Genomic DNA, 17377 nt, shown 5'->3' with positions numbered 1-17377 from the left:
TGTTCGATGATGGAGCAGGGCCCCGACAGCGGGGTGCTGTTCCGTGGAGATGGCTCCGCTCGCAGCGGACACCCGGAGTGGCCGCTCGCCGCGGCCGCGTGCGGCGTCGCGGTCGCGACTAGATCCCGAGCGCCTCGTCCGCCGCGTCCAGCGCCTCCGCGGTCCAGCCGATGACGCGCCCGCCCGTGCGGCCCAGTTCGCGCATCGCCTCGAGGAACTCCGCCGGCGTGCCCTCGAGGTCGATCCGCACCTCGCGCCGGGCCCGCCGGGCGTCGTCGAGCGCCGTCCGCCCGTCGTGCCCCGCCGTCAGCGTCGCCAGCAGGCCGCCGGTGGACGCCAGCGAGCCCCGCGCGGCGCCCAGGCGTCCAAGCGCGTCGTCCAGCGACGACAGCAGCGCGGCGCGGTTGCCCACGCACATCGCCGCAGTGAGCTCGGGGCGGGTGGCGGCGACGCGGGTGCCGTCGGTGAACGAGCCGGCGGCCAGGGCCAGCGCGAGCTCGCCCCCGTCGGCGCCGACGGACGCCAGCACGGCGGCGAACAGGTGGGGGAGGTGGGAGATGCGGGCGACGGCGAGGTCGTGCTCGTCGGACGCGGCCGGCACGACGACGGCGCCGCAGGCCAGCGCGAGCGCGGCGACGTCGACCCACACCTCGAGGTCGGCGTCGTCCTCGGTGGCGACCACCCAGACCTTCTCGTGGAACAACTGCAGCGAGCCGGCGTCCCATCCGGAGAACTCGGTGCCGGTCATCGGGTGCCCGCCGACGAAGCGGGTGCCGGGTGCCTGCCGCTCGACGGCCTCGCGCACCGGCTCCTTGACGCTGGTGACGTCGGTGAGCCGGCACCGGGGGGCCTCGCGGGCCACGACGGCGAGCACGTCGTCGAGCGCGGTCAGGGGCACGGCGAGCACGACCAGCGCGTCCTCGGTGGCGGCTCGGGCGAGGGCCTCGTCCACCGTCGCGGTGACGTCGTAGCCGTCGGCGCCCGCCTTCTCGGTGGTGGTCGTCGAGGCCGACGCACCCCACGCGCGCCGGCCGGCGTCGGCGGCGGCGCGCAGCAGCGACCCACCGATGAGGCCGAGGCCGATGACGCACACCGGACGGCTCTGCGCGGCGGCGAGGGTGGCACCTGCGGACTCCACGGCCGTCTCCACGCCACCGACCCTAGGGCGACCCGCCAGAGTGAGGACGATGCGCCCGAACGGGGCCTCCGTCCCTGATCAGGTCGGCCGGAGGGCGTCCAGGACGTACCCCGAGTACAGGGCCACCCCGCCCACCATCGCGTCCTCGTCGAACACCACGCGGTTGGAGTGGTTGGGCGGTGCCTCGGCCGGGTCGACATCCGCGGGGCAGGCGCCGAGGAACGCCAGCGCCCCGGGCACGCGACCCAGCACGTAGGAGAAGTCCTCCGAGCCCATGATCGGGTCGGGCATCGGCTCGACGAAGCGCGAGCCCAGCACCGAGCGGCCGACGTCGGCGACGCGGTCGGCGACGTCGGGGTCGTTGACGGTGACCGGGTAGCCGGCCTCGACCTCGACCTCGCAGGTGCAGCCGTAGGCGGCGGCCACGCCCGTGCACACCTGCCCGACCTCGGCGAGCACCCGGGCGCGGGTCTCCTCGGACAGGGTGCGGACGGTGCCCTCGAGCACGGCGGTCTCGGGGATGACGTTGGTGGTGGTGCCCGCGCTGATGTGCGCGATGGTGAGCACGGCGGGGTCGAACGCGCTGACCCGCCGGGTGACCATGGTCTGCAGCGCCCCGACCATCGCCGCGGCCGCGGGCACCGGGTCGAGCGCGTCGTGCGGCGCCGAGGCGTGCCCGCCCCGCCCGGTGACGCGCACGTGCAGGTCGTCCGACGACGCCATGATCGAGTCAGGGCGCGTCTGGAGCGTGCCGGCGGCCAGGCGCGAGGTGACGTGCAGGGCCATCGCCGACTCCGGGATGCCGCCCGGGCCGTCGGCGGACAGCAGCCCCTCCTCGATCATGGTGCGGGCCCCGTGGTGGGCCTCCTCGCCCGGCTGGAACATGAACACGACCGTGCCGGACAGGCGCTCGCGTCGGTCGGCGAGCAGCCGGGCGGACGAGGCGAGCATCGCGGTGTGCAGGTCGTGGCCGCACGCGTGCATCACGCCGTCGACCTCGGACGCGAACGGCAGACCGGTGTCCTCGGTCAGCGGCAGGGCGTCCATGTCCGCGCGCACGAGCACCGTCGGGCCTGGCCGCGCCCCGCGCAGGACCGCGACGACGGAGCTGGCGCCGCGCCCGGTGCTGATCTCCAGCGGCAGATCCCGCAGCGCCGACAGCACGGCGGCCTGGGTGACGGGCAGCGACAGCCCGACCTCGGGGTTGCGGTGCAGGACGCGGCGCAGCGCGAGCGTGCGCGGTTGCAGGCCGCGAGCCTCGGCGAGCAGGGCCCGCTCGGGGGCGCGATGCGCCGCCCTCCCGCCGGCTCCGCGGCTCCCCGTTCGCCGCTCCGGAGCGCTCACCCGTCCGATCCTGGCACCCCCGCCGTGTGGTCGCCGCGTTCCCGACACCTGCCGGTCGCCGCGTGGAGCACCGGAGGCAGTGCGCCGTCGACCGTCCGGCGCCCGTGACCTCGCAAGACTTCCACTCGACACTGGCCCGGACATACCGTAGTGGCATGGCAGGTCAGGGCCCCGGAGGCTCCGCCGCGACACGCGGCGGCGCGGGCACCGTCGCACCCCTCGACGGGTGGGCGGTGGCGGTGACGCGCGAGGAGGGACGTTGGCGCGCGGTCGCGATGGATCGCGGCAGCCTCGCCGATCTCGACGCGGCCATCAGCGCCCTGCGCGGCCTGCGCTCCACGGGCGCGGTCCTGGGCATGCTCGACGTCGACGACGAGTTCTTCGTCCTCGTGCGCCCCACGCCCGGCGGGGTGTCGCTGCTGCTCTCCGACGCCGTCGCCGCGCTCGACTACGACGTCGCGGCCGACGTGCTCGACCTGCTGCGCCTCGAGGTGCCCGACGAGGACGAGGCCGACGACGACCCGTGGCCCGAGGGCGACCTCGGCATGCTCGCCGACCTCGGCGTCCCGGCCGACGAGCTCGCCGTCCTCGTCGAGGAGATCGACCTCTACCCCGACGAGCAGCTCACCGCGATCGCCCGCCGCTGCGGCTTCGCCGACGAGCTGGCGAAGGTCGTCGAGACCGCTGACGCCTGAGCTGCTCGACCAGCTCGTCCGCCGGGCCCTGGAGGTGGCCCGGGGCTCGGGGGACGACGTCCCGGTCGGCGCCGTGGTGGTCGACGCCGAGGGCCGCGAGCTGGCCGCGGCGTGCAACTCGCGCGAGGCCCTCGGCGACCCCACCGCGCACGCCGAGATCCTCGCCCTGCGCGAGGCCGCCCGCCACCACGGCGACCGCTGGCGGCTCGGCGGCTGCACGCTGGCGGTGACCCTCGAGCTCTGCACGATGTGCGCCGGCGCCGCGGTGCTCGCCCGCGTCGACCGGATCGTCTTCGGCGCCTGGGAGCCGCGCACCGGGGCCGTCGGCTCGCTGTGGGACGTCGTGCGCGACCGGCGCCTCAACCACCGCCCCGAGGTCGTCGGCGGGGTCCGCGAGGCCGAGTGCGCGGCCCTGATGGTCGGCTTCTGGCCCGGTCGTCACCGCGAGGAGAGCGTCCCGTAGCCTTGTCGGCGGTAGCGTGTCCGAGCGGCCAAAGGAGCGCGCCTCGAAAGCGCGTGTGGGTTCTGCCCACCGTGGGTTCGAATCCCACCGCTACCGCCGCGCCCACGGGGGCTCCGCCCCCGTGAACCCCTTGGGGACCGGACGACGAAGGGCCCCTCCCGGCGAACCGGGAGGGGCCCTTCGTCTGTACCGGAGCCTGGCGTCCGGGGGCCTAGACCACCGCCTGACGCGTGAAGTTCGGCGGGATGATCAGGTCCTCGGGCACGAGGTCGTGCACCGAGCGGCGGCCCAGGCCCATGAGCCCCGAGCCGATGCCGCTGCGCAGGATCTCGAAGACGTTCTCCACGCCCGCCTGGCCGTTCGCGGCGAGACCCCAGAGGTACGCGCGCCCGATGGCGACGGCGCGGGCGCCCAGGCACAGGGCCTTGACGACGTCGCTGCCGCGGCGGATGCCTCCGTCCATGATGACCTCGACGTCGCGGCCGACCGCCTCGACGATCCCGGGCAGCACGCGGATCGGCGCCGGGGTGGAGTCGAGGTTGTTGCCGCCGTGGTTGGACACCTGGATCGCGGTGGCGCCCGCGTCCACGGCGCGCTTGGCGTCGTCGATGCGGGTGATGCCCTTGACGCAGAACGGCGAGTCGCCGCCCCACTGCTCGCGCAGCCACGCGACGTCGGCCCAGGTGGGCGGCGGGGTGAACATCCACTGCCCGTAGGCGCCGAAGAACGTGGGCGGCTGCTCGCCCTCCGTGGGGATGTTCGGCACGGTCAGGTCGGGGATCCGGCCCGAGCGCAGGAACTCGAGGCCCCACCGCGGCCGCTGGACGCCCTCGGGGATGTACTTGAGGATCGTCTTCCAGTCCATCTTCTCCGGGATGGACGGGCTGCCCCAGTCACGGCCGTGGGAGAACGACCAGTCGAGGGTGACGATGAGGCCCTTGGCGCCGGCGGACTTGGCGCGCTCGGCGCGGGCGGCGAGGGTGTCGCGGTCGCCCACCCAGTACATCTGGAAGAACGTCTTGTCGTTGGCCTCGACGACGTCCTCGATCGCGCGGCTGGCGAACGACGAGAGCCCCATCGCGGTGCCCGCGTTCTTGGCCGCCCGCGCCACGGCGACCTCGCCCTCGGGGTTGACGGCCTGCACCCCGGTGGGCGAGACCATCACCGGCATCGAGATCTCCTGGCCCATGACCGTCGTGGTCAGGTCCTTCTCGAAGGGCAGGTCGCACACGTGCGGCAGGAACTCCAGCTCGCGGAAGGCCCCGACGTTGTCCTCGAGCGTCGCGCCCGCCTCGCTGCCGGCCACCAGCGCGCCGTACACCGACCTCGGCAGACGCTTGCGCGCGCGCCGCTGCGCCTCGGCGACGGACTCGAACCACTGACCAGCCATGAGCACCTTCCCGAGCCGTGACCTGCAACACCGGTCACCGTAACGTCGCCGGTGGGCCCGCACGGTGTCTGCGCGGACGGTCCGTCACCGTCCGTTCGGAGGGGCCGGACGGTTCGCGGGGGACCGGAGGCGCTCAGCGCGCCGGCGGCGGTGCCGTCGACCCGCGCACGACCAGCTCGACCGGCAGGTGGTGCTCGTCGTCGTGGACGCCGCCGGGGCGCAGCAGCAGCGACGCGGCGAGCCGCCCCTTCTCGCGGTGCGGCTGCCGCACGGTCGTCAGGGGCGGGTGGGCGTCGGCGGCCGCCGGGACGTCGTCGAACCCGACGACGGACACGTCGCCCGGCACCGCCAGTCCCGCGTCGGCGGCCGCGGCCATTGCGCCGAGGGCGAGCTCGTCGCTCATCGCGAGCAGCGCGGTCGGGTGCGGGTCGCGGGCGAGGAGCGCCGCCGCGGCCCGCCCGCCCGCGTCGCGGCCGTAGGGCGACCGTTCCTCGACGGTGACCGCGGCCCAGTCGTGCCCGGCGGCCTCGATCGCCTCGCGGTAGCCCGCCAGGCGTTCGCGGGAGGCGCGGTAACGGGTACGGGCCTGCCGCTCAAGGTCGGCCGTGCCCTCCCGCCCGTCCTCGAGCAGGGGCATCGCCACGACGCCGAACCGCGTGTGACCGAGGTCGAGGAGGTGACGTGCCGCGACCTCGGCGCCGCGACGGTCGTCGATGCCCACGTGGCCGGCGCCCGGCAGCCGCGGACCGTCGACGACGACGAACGGCAGACCCCTCTCGACGATCGTCGCGAGCCCGCCCTCGGCCGGCACGTCGCAGTAGCAGACGACGGCGTCGACCAACGCCACCCGCGCCACCGCGCTGTCCGGCCCACCCGCGATCAGCACCAGGGCCAGGTCCTCGCGCTCGCAGACCTCACTGACGCCCTGCAGGAAGAGGACCGCCGCCGGGTCGCTGAACCCGAACGACATGGGCGCGCCGTGGACCAGCCCCAGCGCGTTGACCCGCCCGCGCGAGAGCGTCGCGGCCAGCGGGTGGGGGCCGGCGTAGCCGAGCTCCCGCGCGGTGTGCAGGACGCGGTTGCGCATCCGGGGGCTGAGGCGCTCGGGGTGGTTGTAGGCGTTGGACACGGTCGCGCGGGAGACGCCGAGCGCGCTCGCCACCGTCGCGAGGGTGACGCGTCGTGCCCGGTCCACGCCCTGATCCTCTCGCGCCGGGCACGGCGCCGGGCACGGCCGCTGCGGTGAACCGGTTCAATAGCACGCGGATCGGAGCCGTCGACCCCTTGCGCCATCCTGCTTTGAACCGGTTTAGTCGGGCGGGACGACGCAAGGAGGACGCCATGGCGGGGCGAGACACGTGGCAGCGGTGGTTCGGGGGCGGGCGCGCGGCCCGGGAGGTCGCGCGCGAGGCCGAGCGGGTCGTCGCCCGGGCCGCGGCGCGCGAGCGGCTGTCCGCCGTGGAGGCAGAGATCGCCCTCCTGCTCGCCGACGAGGACGTGCCGGCCCGCGGGCGGCGCCTCGCGGCCCTCGGGCTCGCCCGCGACGACCTGCTGGCGGAGCTCGGGACGGGGTAACGCACAGACCACACGCTTCCGCGACCAGGACCGATCGGCCGAACCGGCAGCGACCCCCGGGCGAACGTTGACGGGACCGTCGCGGCACCGACGAGGAGGTGTGCACCCGTGGTCACGCCACCCACACCGGGCCGCGGGGCCGCCCACCACCCCGCACCGCCCTCACACTCCCGGGAGCCCGCGTGAGCGCCTGCCCGCGCGCCGCCGACGCCGTCGGCGGCGCGTTCTCCGCGCTCGAACCGGACGAGGACGCTGCGCTCCGGGACCACCTGGCGAGCTGCGCCACCTGCCGGCGTGCCCTCGACGAGGCGCTCGAGGTGGGCGCCGCCCTCGGGGCGGCGGTGCCGCAGGTCGACCCGCCGCCCCCGCTGCGCCGGCGGGTCCTCGACGCCGTGCTCGCCGAGCCCGCGCCGCCGCGGCCCGCGCGACCCGCACCGCCCCGCGTCGCGGGCCCGGAGCTCGACCCGCCCCCCGGTGCCGCCCCGATCGACCGCCCCCGTCGACGGTGGCCCAGCCTGGTGGGCGGGCTCGTCGTCGCCGTCGTGCTCGGGCTCGGGCTGGTGGTCGCCGGGGGCGTGCTGTCCACGCAGGGCGGAGCCCCGGACACCCCGGCCGCAGCTCTCGATGAGCAGGCCGACCGCGTGGTCGCCGACGCCCGCTCCCGCGACCCGTCCCTGCGCTCGGCCGTCCTGCGCGGCGAGCGCGGCGACGCGGCCGCCGTGGTCCTCGACCCTGCGGACGCCGCCGCCCCGGTCCGCCTCGTGCCGCTCGCGATGCCGCCCGCACCACCGGCCCACGACTACGTCCTCTGGGCCACCGGGCTGCCCGGCAACGTGCCCGAGGCCGTCGCAGTCATGGACCCGTCCGACGGCGTGACACGCCCGCTCGGGGCACCGACCGGGCCCCCGGCGCCCGGAGCGCCCGCGCCGCGCGGGTACGCGGTGTCGGTCGAGCCGGCCGGTCCCGTGCCCGCACGTCCCTCGACGGTCGTCGCCGCCGGACTGGCGGCCTGACCCCTCCTCGCCCGGCCGCGCCAGGGACCGTTGCGCCGTTCGTCGCGTCTCGCTGCTCCCCGGTCGCAGCTGCCGCGCGCCGCGTCGCCGAGGACGGTGTCACCGTCGGGCCACGCGGATACCGTGGTGGGTGCCGGCGATCACCCCGCCGGCATGCGGCGAGCCGGTCGGGGGAGGTGGCGCGGGTGGCACGTCTGGCGACCCTCACGGACACCGCGCCGCCCGACGCGGCGAGCACCGAGGCCTCGCCCCACCGTCCCATGATCGCCAGCAGCGGCGACGTCCCGCGCGGCGCGGGCTGGGCCTTCGAGTTCCTCTGGGACGGTCTGCGCTGCCTCGCCCGCACGGAGCCCGACGGCCTGCGCCTGGTCACCGAGGCCGGGCGCGACGTCACGTCGCACTTCCCCGAGCTCGGGGTGCTCGCCCCGTGGACGAGCACCAGCGGGCTGGTGCTCGACGGGGTCGTCGTGGCCCTCGACGGCGTCGGCCGGCCGAGCGCGGGCAAGCTGCGCCGGCGCCACCGCGTGGCCCACCCCTCGGAGGTCCTGCAGGCGCAGGTGCCCGTCTCCTACTACGTCTTCGACGTGCTCGAGGTCGCGGGCGCGTCGACGCGGCGCCTGCCCTACCGGCAGCGGCGCGAGCTGCTCGCCGAGCTCGACCTCTCCGGCAGCAGGGTGGTCATCCCGCCGTGCTTCACCGGGGTCGACGCCGAGGCGGTGATCTCCACGGCGCGGCGCTACGGGCTCGACGGCGTCGTCGCCAAGCGCCTGGAGTCGACCTACCAGGCCGGCCGGCGCTCGCGCAGCTGGATCGAGACGCCGGTGCGGCGCACCCAGGAGGTCGTGGTCGGTGGCTGGCTCCCGGCGCGCGGGCGACCCGACACCGTCGGCGCGCTGCTCGTCGGCGTCCCCGGGGAGTCGGGGCTGCGCTACTCCGGCCGCGTCGTCACCGGCATCACGGCCGGCGCACGTCGCGAGCTCGACGGGCTGCTGGCGACGCTCGAACGCGCGGACAGCCCGTTCGACGCCACCCTGCCCGAGGACGCGAGCGGGGCCGCCCGCTGGCTCGCGCCGCGGCTCGTGGGCCAGGTCGAGCACCGACGCTGGACCGCCACGGGGCTGCTCGAGCGCCCGACGTGGCAGGGCTTGCGTCCCTCGCACCCGGCGACGGTGGCCGCGCCCGTGCTGGCCGCCCCGGTGGTCGACACCGACCTCGAGCTCGACGAGCTCGAGACCACCGACGGCCCCGAGGCGCCGGGCGCCCCGATCCGCCGCGCCGGCACCGACGTCACCGGTAGACGCAGCGACGCCCCGCTCGACCCCTCGATCGTGGCCGCGCCGTCGCCCGCGGACGTCGAGTCGGCGCTGCGCTCGCGCTTCTCGGCCCACTTCGTGCACAACACGCTCACCGCGATCGCGTCCTACGTGCGCACCGACCCGGGCCGGGCCCGCGAGCTGCTCACCGAGTTCGCGGACTTCACGCGCTACTCGTTCCGCTCCGGCGGGGAGATGACCACGGTCGGCGACGAGCTGCACAACGCCGAGCGCTACCTCACGCTCGAGCAGGCCCGGTTCGGTGCCAGGCTGCGAGCCGAGGTCGCCGTGGCGCCCGAGGTCCGCGGCGTCCTCGTGCCGCCGTTCGTGGTGGCGCCGCTCGTGGAGAACGCCGTGCGCCACGGCATCGAGCCGGTGCCCGGCGGCGGGGCGGTCAGCGTGTTCGCCGCCGGCTCCGGATCCGACTGCGTGATCACGGTGTCCGACGACGGCGCGGGCATGGGTCCGGAGGCCACGCGGGCCGCGTCCCAGGTCGACCAGCGCCACGGCGGCATCGCCGAGGTCTCCCGCCGGATGCGCGCGGCGTTCGGCTCGCAGTGCGACGTCCACGTCGACACCCGCCCCGGCGTCGGCACGGCCGTGCGGCTGCGCCTGCCCGCGGTCACCGCGGCCCCGCCGGACCACGTCATGGTCGGCTGAGCAGCACGCGGGACGCCGTGCAGGTGCTCGCAGTGGACTGGTCGGGCGACCAGCGTGCCGCGCACCACCGCATCCGCGTCGCGAGCGCGGTCCCGGGTCGGTTGCTCGAGGTCCGGGGCGGGCTCGACCGCGAGGGCGTGGTCGAGCACCTCCTCGCCCGCGCGGACGCCGGTCCGCTCGTCGTCGGCCTCGACTTCTCCTTCGGGCTGCCGGCGTGGTTCGCCCGCGAGCAGGGGTGCGCCGACGTCGCCGCGCTCTGGGACCTCGTGGAGCGCGAGGGCGAGGAGTGGCTGCGTGCCTGCCGGCCGCCGTTCTGGGGCCGCGGGCCGCGGCCGCGGCCGCCGCTCGACCCGGCGCGGCCCGGCCTGCGGGCCACCGAGGAGGCCGCCCGGGCCGCCGGGTTCGACCCGCGCTCGACGTTCCAGATCGGCGGAGCCGGCGCGGTCGGCACCGGCTCGCTGCGCGGGATGCCGCACCTCGCCCGGCTGCGGGAGGCCGGGTTCGCGGTGTGGCCGTTCGACGACGCCGGCCCCTCGACCGTGGTCGAGATCTATCCGCGCGTCCACACCGGTCCGGTGGTCAAGCGCTCGCCCGCGGCACGCCGCCGGGTCGTCGAGTCCGATCCGCGGGTCCCGCCGGCGTTGCGGGACGAGGTCACCGCGAGCGAGGACGCCTTCGACGCGGCCCTGTCCGCGCTGGACATGGCCGAGCACCGCGACACCCTGCGGGCGCTGCGCGCGGTCCCGGCCGGCCGGCCCGAGACGATCGAGGGCGCGCTCTGGCTTCCCTAGATCCGCGAGCGGGTGCGCACCCGGACACGGGGCTCGGGCTGGCCGACGGCCTCGGGCACCTCCCGGAACGCGTCCCGCACGGCCCGCCGCGGGTCGGCGGACCGGATCTCGGCGAGCGGCTCGCGCAGCTCGTCGAGCTGGCGGCGGACCTCGGCGAGGTCGGCGGCCGAGTCGACCTGCTCGCGCACCGAGGCCGCGTACTCCTTGGCCCTGGTCGCGACGGACGCCAGCGACCGGATGGCGCCGGGCAGCCGCTCCGGGCCGATGACGAAGAACCCGACCAGGGCGAGCAGCACCAGCTCGCCCATGCCCATGCCGAACACGGACTCACCTCCTCGGGGTGGGGATCAGCCGACGGTGTCGGGCAGCGGGGACGGGCGGTCGTCGTCGACGTCGTCCCAGCCCGCGTCCCGGCGGGCGCGGCGGCGGTCCTGCAGCCGGCAGACCTGCACGGCCGCCTCGAGCAGCACGCACAGCACCACGCCCAGGACCGCCATCGAGATCGGGTCGCCGCCGGGGGTGGCGACGCCGGCGAACAGGAACGCGGCGAAGATCAGGCCCCGCCGCCAGCTCGCGAGCCGCTGGTAGGAGACGACGCCGACGCGGTTGAGCATGACCACCACCAGCGGGGTCAGGAAGCCGACGCCGAAGACGACCATCAGCGAGAGCACCAGCGAGTAGTACTCGTCACCCCGCAGCGCCGTGATCTGCACGCTGTTGCCGATCATCAGCAGGAATCCCAGGGCGTGGGCGACCAGGAGGTACGCCAGCACCGCACCGCCCGCGAACAGCGCGGACGCCGTGCTGATGAACAGTACGGCGCCCCGCCGCTCGTGACGCTGCAGGCCCGGGGTGACGAAGGCCCACAGCTTGGCGAGCCAGCCCGGGGCCGACAGCACCACGCCGGCGGTCAGGGCGACCTTGACCCGCAGGAGGAACTGGTCGAACGGGCCGGTGGCCAGCAGGCGGCAGTCGGTGCCGTTCAAACCGGCCCGGGCCTGAGCGGGCAGCGAGCAGTAGGGCTCGATGAGCAGCGCGCCGAGGCTGGGCACGCCCAGCACCGCGTGCTCGTACCAGACGAACGCGGCCGCCGTGCCGATCGCCAGTGCGACCAGCGCCCACGCCAGGCGGCGGCGCAGCTCCAGCAGGTGGTCGAGCACCGTCATCGTCGCCTCGGGGTCGCGGCGCCGCCGCCCGGGCCACCCGCGTGTCCACCCCCGCATCCGCGTGGGCACTCCTCAGACCGTCGAGGAGTTCGTGGTCCGCGTCGCGGGGGCGTCGGCCGTGGCGGGGGAACCGGTCGCGGGGGAACCGGTCGCGGGGGAACCGGTCGCGGGGGAACCGGTGGCGGCCACGGTGCCGGGCTCGAGGGCCGGCTCCGGGTCCTTCTTGCCGTCCTCGGACAGCGCCGAGGTCTCGGCCTTGAAGATGCGCAGCGAGCGGCCGACGCCGCGCGCGGCGTCGGGCAGCCGCTTGGCGCCGAACAGCAGCAGCACCACGACGAGGATGACCAGCCAGTGGGAGGGGCTCAGGGCTCCGGTCACGACGATGTCCCTTCAGGTGGAAGACGGGGGGAGGGTGGGCCGGGCTCACATGTTGTCGGCGCCCTGCTTGATGGCCTCGCGGATGCGGCCGTAGGTGCCGCAGGCGCACATGTTGCGGATCTCGTCGATGTCGTCGTCGGTGACGGTCCCGCCCTCGGCCTGGACCTTCTTCACGAGATCGACGGCGGCCATGATCTGGCCGGGCTGGCAGTAGCCGCACTGCGGCACGTCCCGGTCGATCCACGCCTCCTGCATCGGGTGCAGGTCGGCGCCGACGGTGTCGGGCAGCCCTTCGATCGTGGTGATCTCGTCGGTCGGCGCGATCTGGCTGACCGGCACGGAGCAGGGGTTGAACGCCCGGCCGTTGATGTGGCTGGTGCAGGCCTTGCAGACGTTGATGCCGCAGCCGTACTTCGGCCCGGTGATGCCGAGGAGGTCGCGGAGCACCCAGAGCATGCGCACGTCGTCCTCGGTGTCGACCGTGACCTGCCGGCCGTTGACCTTGAAGGTGTGGGGGGGCATGGGGAGCTCCTCAGCTCGAGGGGTCGAAGGCCGGGCCGGCCGCGGACGGCGCCGGGTAGGCCGTCAGGCCGTCGACGGGCGACGGGGGGAGCGGCGGCACGAAGTCCTTGACCTCGAAGGGCACGTCCTTGGTGTGGCCGATGGGGAAGCTGGTGGGCATCTCCCCGGTCGCCCGGGCGTAGGCGCAGGCCACCGCGGCCGTCGCCGCACCCACGGCGAGCTCGCCGGCGCCGCCGGGGCGGTCGCCGCTCGCGGGCATGACGACGACGTTGATCTCGGTCGGGGCGTTCCAGAACCGGGTGTAGCGGTAGTCGTCCCAGCTGCCCTCGAGGAAGTTGCCGTCGCGCAGGTGGAGGCTGCCGGTGAAGACGTGGGAGATCCCGGTCATCACCCCGCCCTCCATCTGGGCCTTGAGACCGAGCGGGTTGATGGGCAGCCCGACGTCGACCGCCACGGTGACCCTGCGGACCCGCGGCCCGGTGGTGGCCCCGGGGATCTCCCGGCCGGTCGTCTGCGGGCGCGTGTCGACCTCGGCCAGCACGGCCACGGTGCCCTTGTACTCGTTGTGCACCACCACGCCCTGCGCGACGCCGTCGGGCAGGTCCCGGCCCCACTCGCCCTCGTCGCGGACAGCCTCCAGCACGGCCTTCGCGCGCTCGTCCTCGACACGGTCGAGCCGGAACTCCAGGGGGTCCTCGCCCAGCCGCTCGGCGAGCTGGTCGACGACGAGCTCCTGGGCGGGCCGGAAGTCCTGGTTGTTGAGGTTGCGGACGCTTCCGGTGGCGAACCGGTCGAAGTCGAAGATCTCGTTGTAGCCGAGCACGATCGCCCCGAGGTCGTACGGAACGCTGGCGGTCAGCAGGAACACCGTCTGGGAGAGCGTGAGCTCGTTGGCGAACGGCAGCTTCGCGGCCTGCGACGTGATCATGTCGCCGAACGACTCGGTGTAGTCGGTCGCGACGCTCGTCTGCCGCTGCTCGAAGGCGACGACCTCACCGGCGCTCGGGCTGTAGGTGGCGCGCACCCGCGAGATGCACATCGGGTGGACGCGGCCGGCGCGGCACTCGTCGGCCCGGTGCCACATGAGCCGCACCGGCTTGCCGATCTCCTTCGACACCCGCGCGGCGTCGAGCGCGGCGTCGCTGAACAGCCGGCGGCCGAAGGCGCCCCCGCCCCGCGGGACGTGCACGGTCACCTGGCTCTGGGGCAGGTCGAGCACCTGGGCGAGCTGGGTCTGGGTGACGATCGGGATCTGGCTGGGGGTCCAGACCTCCGCCTCGCCGTCGCGCACGTCGGCGATGGCGACGTTGGGTTCCATGGCGGCGTTGCTGCGCCAGTAGAAGACGAACTCCTGGTCGATCGACTCGGTCGCCCCGACCCCGTCGAGGACGTCGCCGACGGGTTCGGTCACGAGCGGGAGCTGTCCGCCGACCTCGTCGAGCGGCGTCGGCGAGGGCAGGTTGGCCGGCGCCGGCGCCTCGCGCAGCTGGGCCAGGATCGACGCGTCGGACTCGCCGTCGACATTGCCCCGGCCCCAGGTGATGTCCAGGGCGTTCACCGCGTCGATGCACTGGCCGAAGGTGCGCGCCCGGACCGCGACCGCCGAGGACGTGGTCCCGCGTCCGGGCTCGGCGTCGGTTGAGATCTCCACGACGTCGGTGACCCCGGGCATCGAGCGGACCTCGTCGAGGTTGTTGACCGACTCGACCGTGCCCTTGATCGTCGGCGGCCGGGCGATCATCGTCGGCAGAGCGTCGGGGACCTCGAGGTCCATCGTGTACTTCTTGCGCCCGGTCACCGCGGCGACGACGTCGTCGCGGCGCTGCTCGGTGCCGATGACGCTGAACTCGTCGACCGGCTTGAGCTCGGTCACGGCCTCCCGCGTCACCGCGTTCGCCGCCGCCGCGGCCAGCTCGGCGAACGGGATGGACGAGCCGGCGGTGGAGAGCACCCGGCCGCCGGTGGTGCGGAGGTTCTCGGCCTCGTCGCCGAGGATCGTGGCCGCCGCCTCGAGCAGCCGCCCGCGGGCCAGCGCGGCCGCGACGCGCACCGGGGTGTAGATGGAGATGACCGAGGCCGAGCCCTGGGTCTGCTGGTTGAACAGCAGCTCGGGTCGGGCGTCGGCGAGGTCGACGGTGACGTCGGAGACGGGGATGTCCATCTCCTCGGCGATCAGCATCGCCGCCGTGGTCGTGATGCCCTGGCCGCTCTCGGCCCGCGGGATCGTGAAGGAGACGGTGCCGTCGGAGTTCACGACGATCGTGATGAGGTTCGCCGTCGGTCGCGTGGAGTCGAGCAGCAGGTCGGACAGGTCGTAGACCTCCGACACCTCGGGCGTGGGCGAGGGCAGCGCCTCGGCCTCGAGGACCGAGTCGGCCGTCAGCTTGACCCCGACGGCGAGCGTCGGTGCGGCGATCAGGTAGCCGAGGAAGCGACGGCGCCTCATGCCGTCGGGGGCGCCCGCGGTGGGGCTCACCCAGCGGTGCCGGGACGGCCCGGGGGCTTCGGTGCGGTGCTTGGCCGGCATCGAGAAGTCCTTTCGGGCGGCCGGAATGGACCGAACGCCGCGGTGGGGGGAGCTTTAAGGACCAACGAGCTTGGTCACGGCAGCGTAACGGGTGCAGGTCAAGATCATTAAACCCGTGTCGTCGGACGATTTTGGGGATCCGCGCGTGGCGCCGCTCACCGCCGAGGACGACCTTCCGGCGCAACCGATGTCCTCCGCGGGGGGGCGATGGATCACCCGCGGGCGGAGACGAGCCCCTCCCACGCCCGCCGGCGTGCCTCGGCCAACGCACCCCGCAGGGGCGCGGTCCCGCCCAGGGCGCCGGCCACCACCGGCACCTCACGTGGGGCGAGCTCGACGACCGTGGCGGCGACGTGGCGGAGCAGGCCCGGGCGCAGGCCGACCGGCCCGCCGAGCACGAGCATCCCGGGATCCACGATCGCGCAGACGGCGACGGCCGCCTCGCCCAGCATGCGCCCCGCGGTGGCCAGGCCGGCCTCGTCCGGGGCGTCCTCGCCGGCGCCCAGCCCCTGGGCGGCCATCGCCTCGCCGAAGCGGAAGCGTTCGGAGCCGCCGCCGAGGGGCAGGTAGCCGATCTCCCCGGCGAGGCCGCGGGCCCCGCGGACGAGGACCCCGTCGACGACGAGGCCCAGCCCGACGCTGTCCCGCTCGCCGACGTGGAGGTACGCGAAGGACGGTGCACCGGTGGCGGCGCCGTGGTCGCGCTCGGCGAGGGCGGCGAAGTTGACGTCGTTGTCGAGCACGACCATCGCCGGGTCGACACCGCGGACGTCGTCGGCGCCGAGCACCCCGGCCGGGAAGGCGGACTCGTGCAGCTCGACGACGCGCCCGGTCGCCGGGTCGACGGGGTTGGCGATCGACACCGCCACCGCGCGCAGCGGCCGCCCCCGGGCCTCCCAGCGTGCGCGCACCTCGGCGAGGGCCTCGTGCAGCCGCGCCAGCACGTCGTGACCGTCGCGGGGCGGGTCGTGGTCGGTGGTCTCGAGCATGCGCCCGAGGAGGTCGCCGACCGCCGCGCGCACCGCGGTCCGGTGGATCTCGACGGCGGCGACGACGCCGACCCCCGGGGCGAGGTCGTAGAGGGTGGCGACGGCGCCCGGCACCCCCGAGCGCGGGCCGACGGCGACGAGCACCCGGCCGGCCTCGAGCCGCCGGACCGCCTCGCTGACGGCCGGGGGCGAGATGGCCGTGCGCCGCGCCAGCTCCGCGCGCGTCAGCGGGCCGCTCTCGGCGGCGACGCACTCCAGGATCGCCCGTTCGGTGGTCGCCCGGCGCAGCCCGCGGTGCGGCGACGTCACGCGCCGTCCCGGTGGCGCGCCCTGGTCCCCCTCCGGCATGGCTCCCCCCTCGTCGTGAGAAGGGTAGGGGCGCGCGCTCGTGACAGCGCGTCACACCGCGGTGTCGTCCTCGCGGAACACGAGCCCGAGCTGGTCGGCCGCCTCGGCGAGCACGCCCTGCACGGCGAGCGTGTCGTCGAGCGGCATCACCGTGCTCTCGGTGGCGCCACGGCGCAGGCACTCGGTGACCTCCACCAGCTCGTGGTAGAGCCCGCGGCCGGTGGCGGGGAGCTCGATGCGCTCGCCCTCGTCGTCGATGCCGTGGTGCAGCACGATCGTGCTCGGGTGGTGGAAGCGGGGCAGCACGTCGATCCAGCCCGTCGTCCCGAACACCCGCGCCTGGCCGGGCGACGGGCTGTGGAACGAGGTCTGCACCGTCGCGAACCGGCCCTCGGGGAACCCCAGCAGCATGGCCCCGTCGGCGTCGACGTCGGTGGTCTCGCGGTTGGCCATGGCGTGGACGCGGTCCGGCGTGCCCAGCACCATCTGCGCGAACGAGACGGGGTAGACGCCGAGGTCGAGCAGCGCGCCACCGCCCAGCTCGAGCGAGAACAGCCGGTCGTCCGGGTCCACGTCGCGCACCGTGCCGAGGTCGGCCTGCACCGAGCGGGGCTCCCCGATCGCGCCCTCGCCGATCAGCTCGCGCAGGCGCACGACCGCGGGCTGGAAGCGGGTCCACATCGCCTCCATCGCGAACACCCCGTGGGTGCGCGCCGTGTCGACCACCCGCCAGGCGCCCGCCAGCGTCGCGGTGAACGTCTTCTCGACGAGCACGGCCTTGCCGGCCTCGAGGCACGCCACCGCGATCGCGGCATGCTGGGGGTGCGGCGTGGCGATGTAGACGACGTCGACGTCCGGGTCCTCGACGAGCGCGCGGTAGCTGCCGTGCCCGCGGGTGTCGGGACCCCCGTGCTGCTCGGCGAAGGCCCGGGCGCGCTCGGGCGAACGCGAGCCGACGGCCGCCAGGGTCGTGCCCTCGACCAGCGCGAGGTCCCCGGCGACGTTCGCGGCGATGCGTCCGGGCCCGGCGATGCCCCAGCGGATGTCCTGCATGGGGCTCACTGT

At 75.2% G+C, this 17377-nt stretch carries 17 protein-coding genes and 1 tRNA gene; 7 read left to right on the top strand and 11 right to left on the bottom strand.

Annotated elements, in window-relative coordinates; translation table 11 throughout:
* Positions 1-118: 118 nt before the first annotated feature.
* Positions 119-1150 carry a prephenate dehydrogenase gene (locus C8D89_RS13500; protein ID WP_243418081.1) on the bottom strand — a complete coding sequence of 344 codons (1032 nt, stop codon included), beginning with the start codon at positions 1148-1150 and terminating at the stop codon, positions 119-121.
* Between the two features lie 66 nt (positions 1151-1216).
* Entirely contained in the window at positions 1217-2407 is a 1191-nt protein-coding gene (locus tag C8D89_RS13495) for a M20 metallopeptidase family protein (RefSeq protein WP_243418101.1), read from the bottom strand.
* Positions 2408-2637: 230 nt separating this feature from the next.
* On the opposite strand from C8D89_RS13495, the gene C8D89_RS13490 reads away from it, so the two are divergent.
* From C8D89_RS13490 to C8D89_RS13480, 3 genes are all read left to right on the top strand, one after another.
* The gene (locus C8D89_RS13490) at positions 2638-3177 is read left to right on the top strand and encodes a tRNA adenosine deaminase-associated protein (protein ID WP_116708645.1); all 540 of its coding nucleotides are present in this window, start codon (positions 2638-2640) and stop codon (positions 3175-3177) included.
* Positions 3167-3640 (top strand): nucleoside deaminase, encoded by a 474-nt coding sequence (locus C8D89_RS13485; protein WP_207787224.1) that lies wholly within the window; start codon positions 3167-3169, stop codon positions 3638-3640. The genes C8D89_RS13490 and C8D89_RS13485 overlap by 11 nt, the downstream gene beginning before the upstream one ends.
* A gap of 10 nt (positions 3641-3650) precedes the next feature.
* Positions 3651-3736, top strand: a tRNA-Ser gene (locus tag C8D89_RS13480).
* A 115-nt stretch (positions 3737-3851) separates the two neighbouring features.
* On the opposite strand, the gene mftD is transcribed toward C8D89_RS13480, so the two are convergent.
* The gene (gene mftD / locus C8D89_RS13475) at positions 3852-5030 is read right to left on the bottom strand and encodes a pre-mycofactocin synthase MftD (RefSeq protein ID WP_116708643.1); all 1179 of its coding nucleotides are present in this window, start codon (positions 5028-5030) and stop codon (positions 3852-3854) included.
* Positions 5031-5163: 133 nt separating this feature from the next.
* Entirely contained in the window at positions 5164-6225 is a 1062-nt protein-coding gene (locus C8D89_RS13470; RefSeq protein WP_116708642.1) for a LacI family DNA-binding transcriptional regulator, read from the bottom strand.
* Positions 6226-6371: 146 nt separating this feature from the next.
* Between C8D89_RS13470 and C8D89_RS13465 the strand changes: the two genes are divergently transcribed.
* The 4 genes from C8D89_RS13465 (at position 6372) to C8D89_RS13450 (ending at position 10382) form a co-directional block, all read left to right on the top strand.
* The gene (locus C8D89_RS13465) at positions 6372-6605 is read left to right on the top strand and encodes a hypothetical protein (protein ID WP_116708641.1); all 234 of its coding nucleotides are present in this window, start codon (positions 6372-6374) and stop codon (positions 6603-6605) included.
* A 182-nt stretch (positions 6606-6787) separates the two neighbouring features.
* Positions 6788-7618, top strand: a complete 831-nt coding sequence (locus tag C8D89_RS13460) for an anti-sigma factor (RefSeq protein WP_165825688.1) — start codon at positions 6788-6790, stop codon at positions 7616-7618.
* A gap of 185 nt (positions 7619-7803) precedes the next feature.
* Positions 7804-9591, top strand: coding sequence for an ATP-dependent DNA ligase (locus C8D89_RS13455; protein WP_116708639.1), 1788 nt, complete (start codon positions 7804-7806; stop codon positions 9589-9591).
* A gap of 17 nt (positions 9592-9608) precedes the next feature.
* Positions 9609-10382: a hypothetical protein gene (locus tag C8D89_RS13450; RefSeq protein ID WP_207787208.1), complete on the top strand. Its 774-nt coding sequence runs from the start codon at positions 9609-9611 to the stop codon at positions 10380-10382.
* Here C8D89_RS13450 and tatB read toward each other — a convergent pair.
* The 7 genes from tatB to C8D89_RS13415 form a co-directional block, all read right to left on the bottom strand.
* A complete protein-coding gene (gene tatB / locus C8D89_RS13445) occupies positions 10379-10696 on the bottom strand; it encodes a Sec-independent protein translocase protein TatB (protein ID WP_243418100.1) in 318 nt (105 codons plus the stop codon). The genes C8D89_RS13450 and tatB overlap by 4 nt on opposite strands.
* A gap of 33 nt (positions 10697-10729) precedes the next feature.
* Positions 10730-11605, bottom strand: coding sequence for a twin-arginine translocase subunit TatC (gene tatC, locus C8D89_RS13440; RefSeq protein WP_116708637.1), 876 nt, complete (start codon positions 11603-11605; stop codon positions 10730-10732).
* Positions 11606-11620: 15 nt separating this feature from the next.
* Complete coding sequence (gene tatA / locus C8D89_RS13435; RefSeq protein WP_116708636.1) at positions 11621-11926, bottom strand: Sec-independent protein translocase subunit TatA; 306 nt, start codon at positions 11924-11926, stop codon at positions 11621-11623.
* A gap of 45 nt (positions 11927-11971) precedes the next feature.
* Entirely contained in the window at positions 11972-12448 is a 477-nt protein-coding gene (locus C8D89_RS13430; RefSeq protein ID WP_116708635.1) for a (2Fe-2S)-binding protein, read from the bottom strand.
* A gap of 10 nt (positions 12449-12458) precedes the next feature.
* A complete protein-coding gene (locus tag C8D89_RS13425) occupies positions 12459-14975 on the bottom strand; it encodes a molybdopterin cofactor-binding domain-containing protein (RefSeq protein ID WP_116708634.1) in 2517 nt (838 codons plus the stop codon).
* 212 nt (positions 14976-15187) lie between these two features.
* Entirely contained in the window at positions 15188-16273 is a 1086-nt protein-coding gene (locus C8D89_RS30760) for an ROK family transcriptional regulator (protein WP_207787207.1), read from the bottom strand.
* Between the two features lie 90 nt (positions 16274-16363).
* A complete protein-coding gene (locus C8D89_RS13415) occupies positions 16364-17365 on the bottom strand; it encodes a Gfo/Idh/MocA family protein (RefSeq protein ID WP_116708632.1) in 1002 nt (333 codons plus the stop codon).
* Positions 17366-17377: the final 12 nt, after the last annotated feature.

The organism is Actinomycetospora cinnamomea, assembly GCF_003096675.1.
Classification (GTDB): Bacteria; Actinomycetota; Actinomycetes; order Mycobacteriales; family Pseudonocardiaceae; genus Actinomycetospora; species Actinomycetospora cinnamomea.
This window is presented reverse-complemented; position numbering and strand designations above follow the sequence as displayed.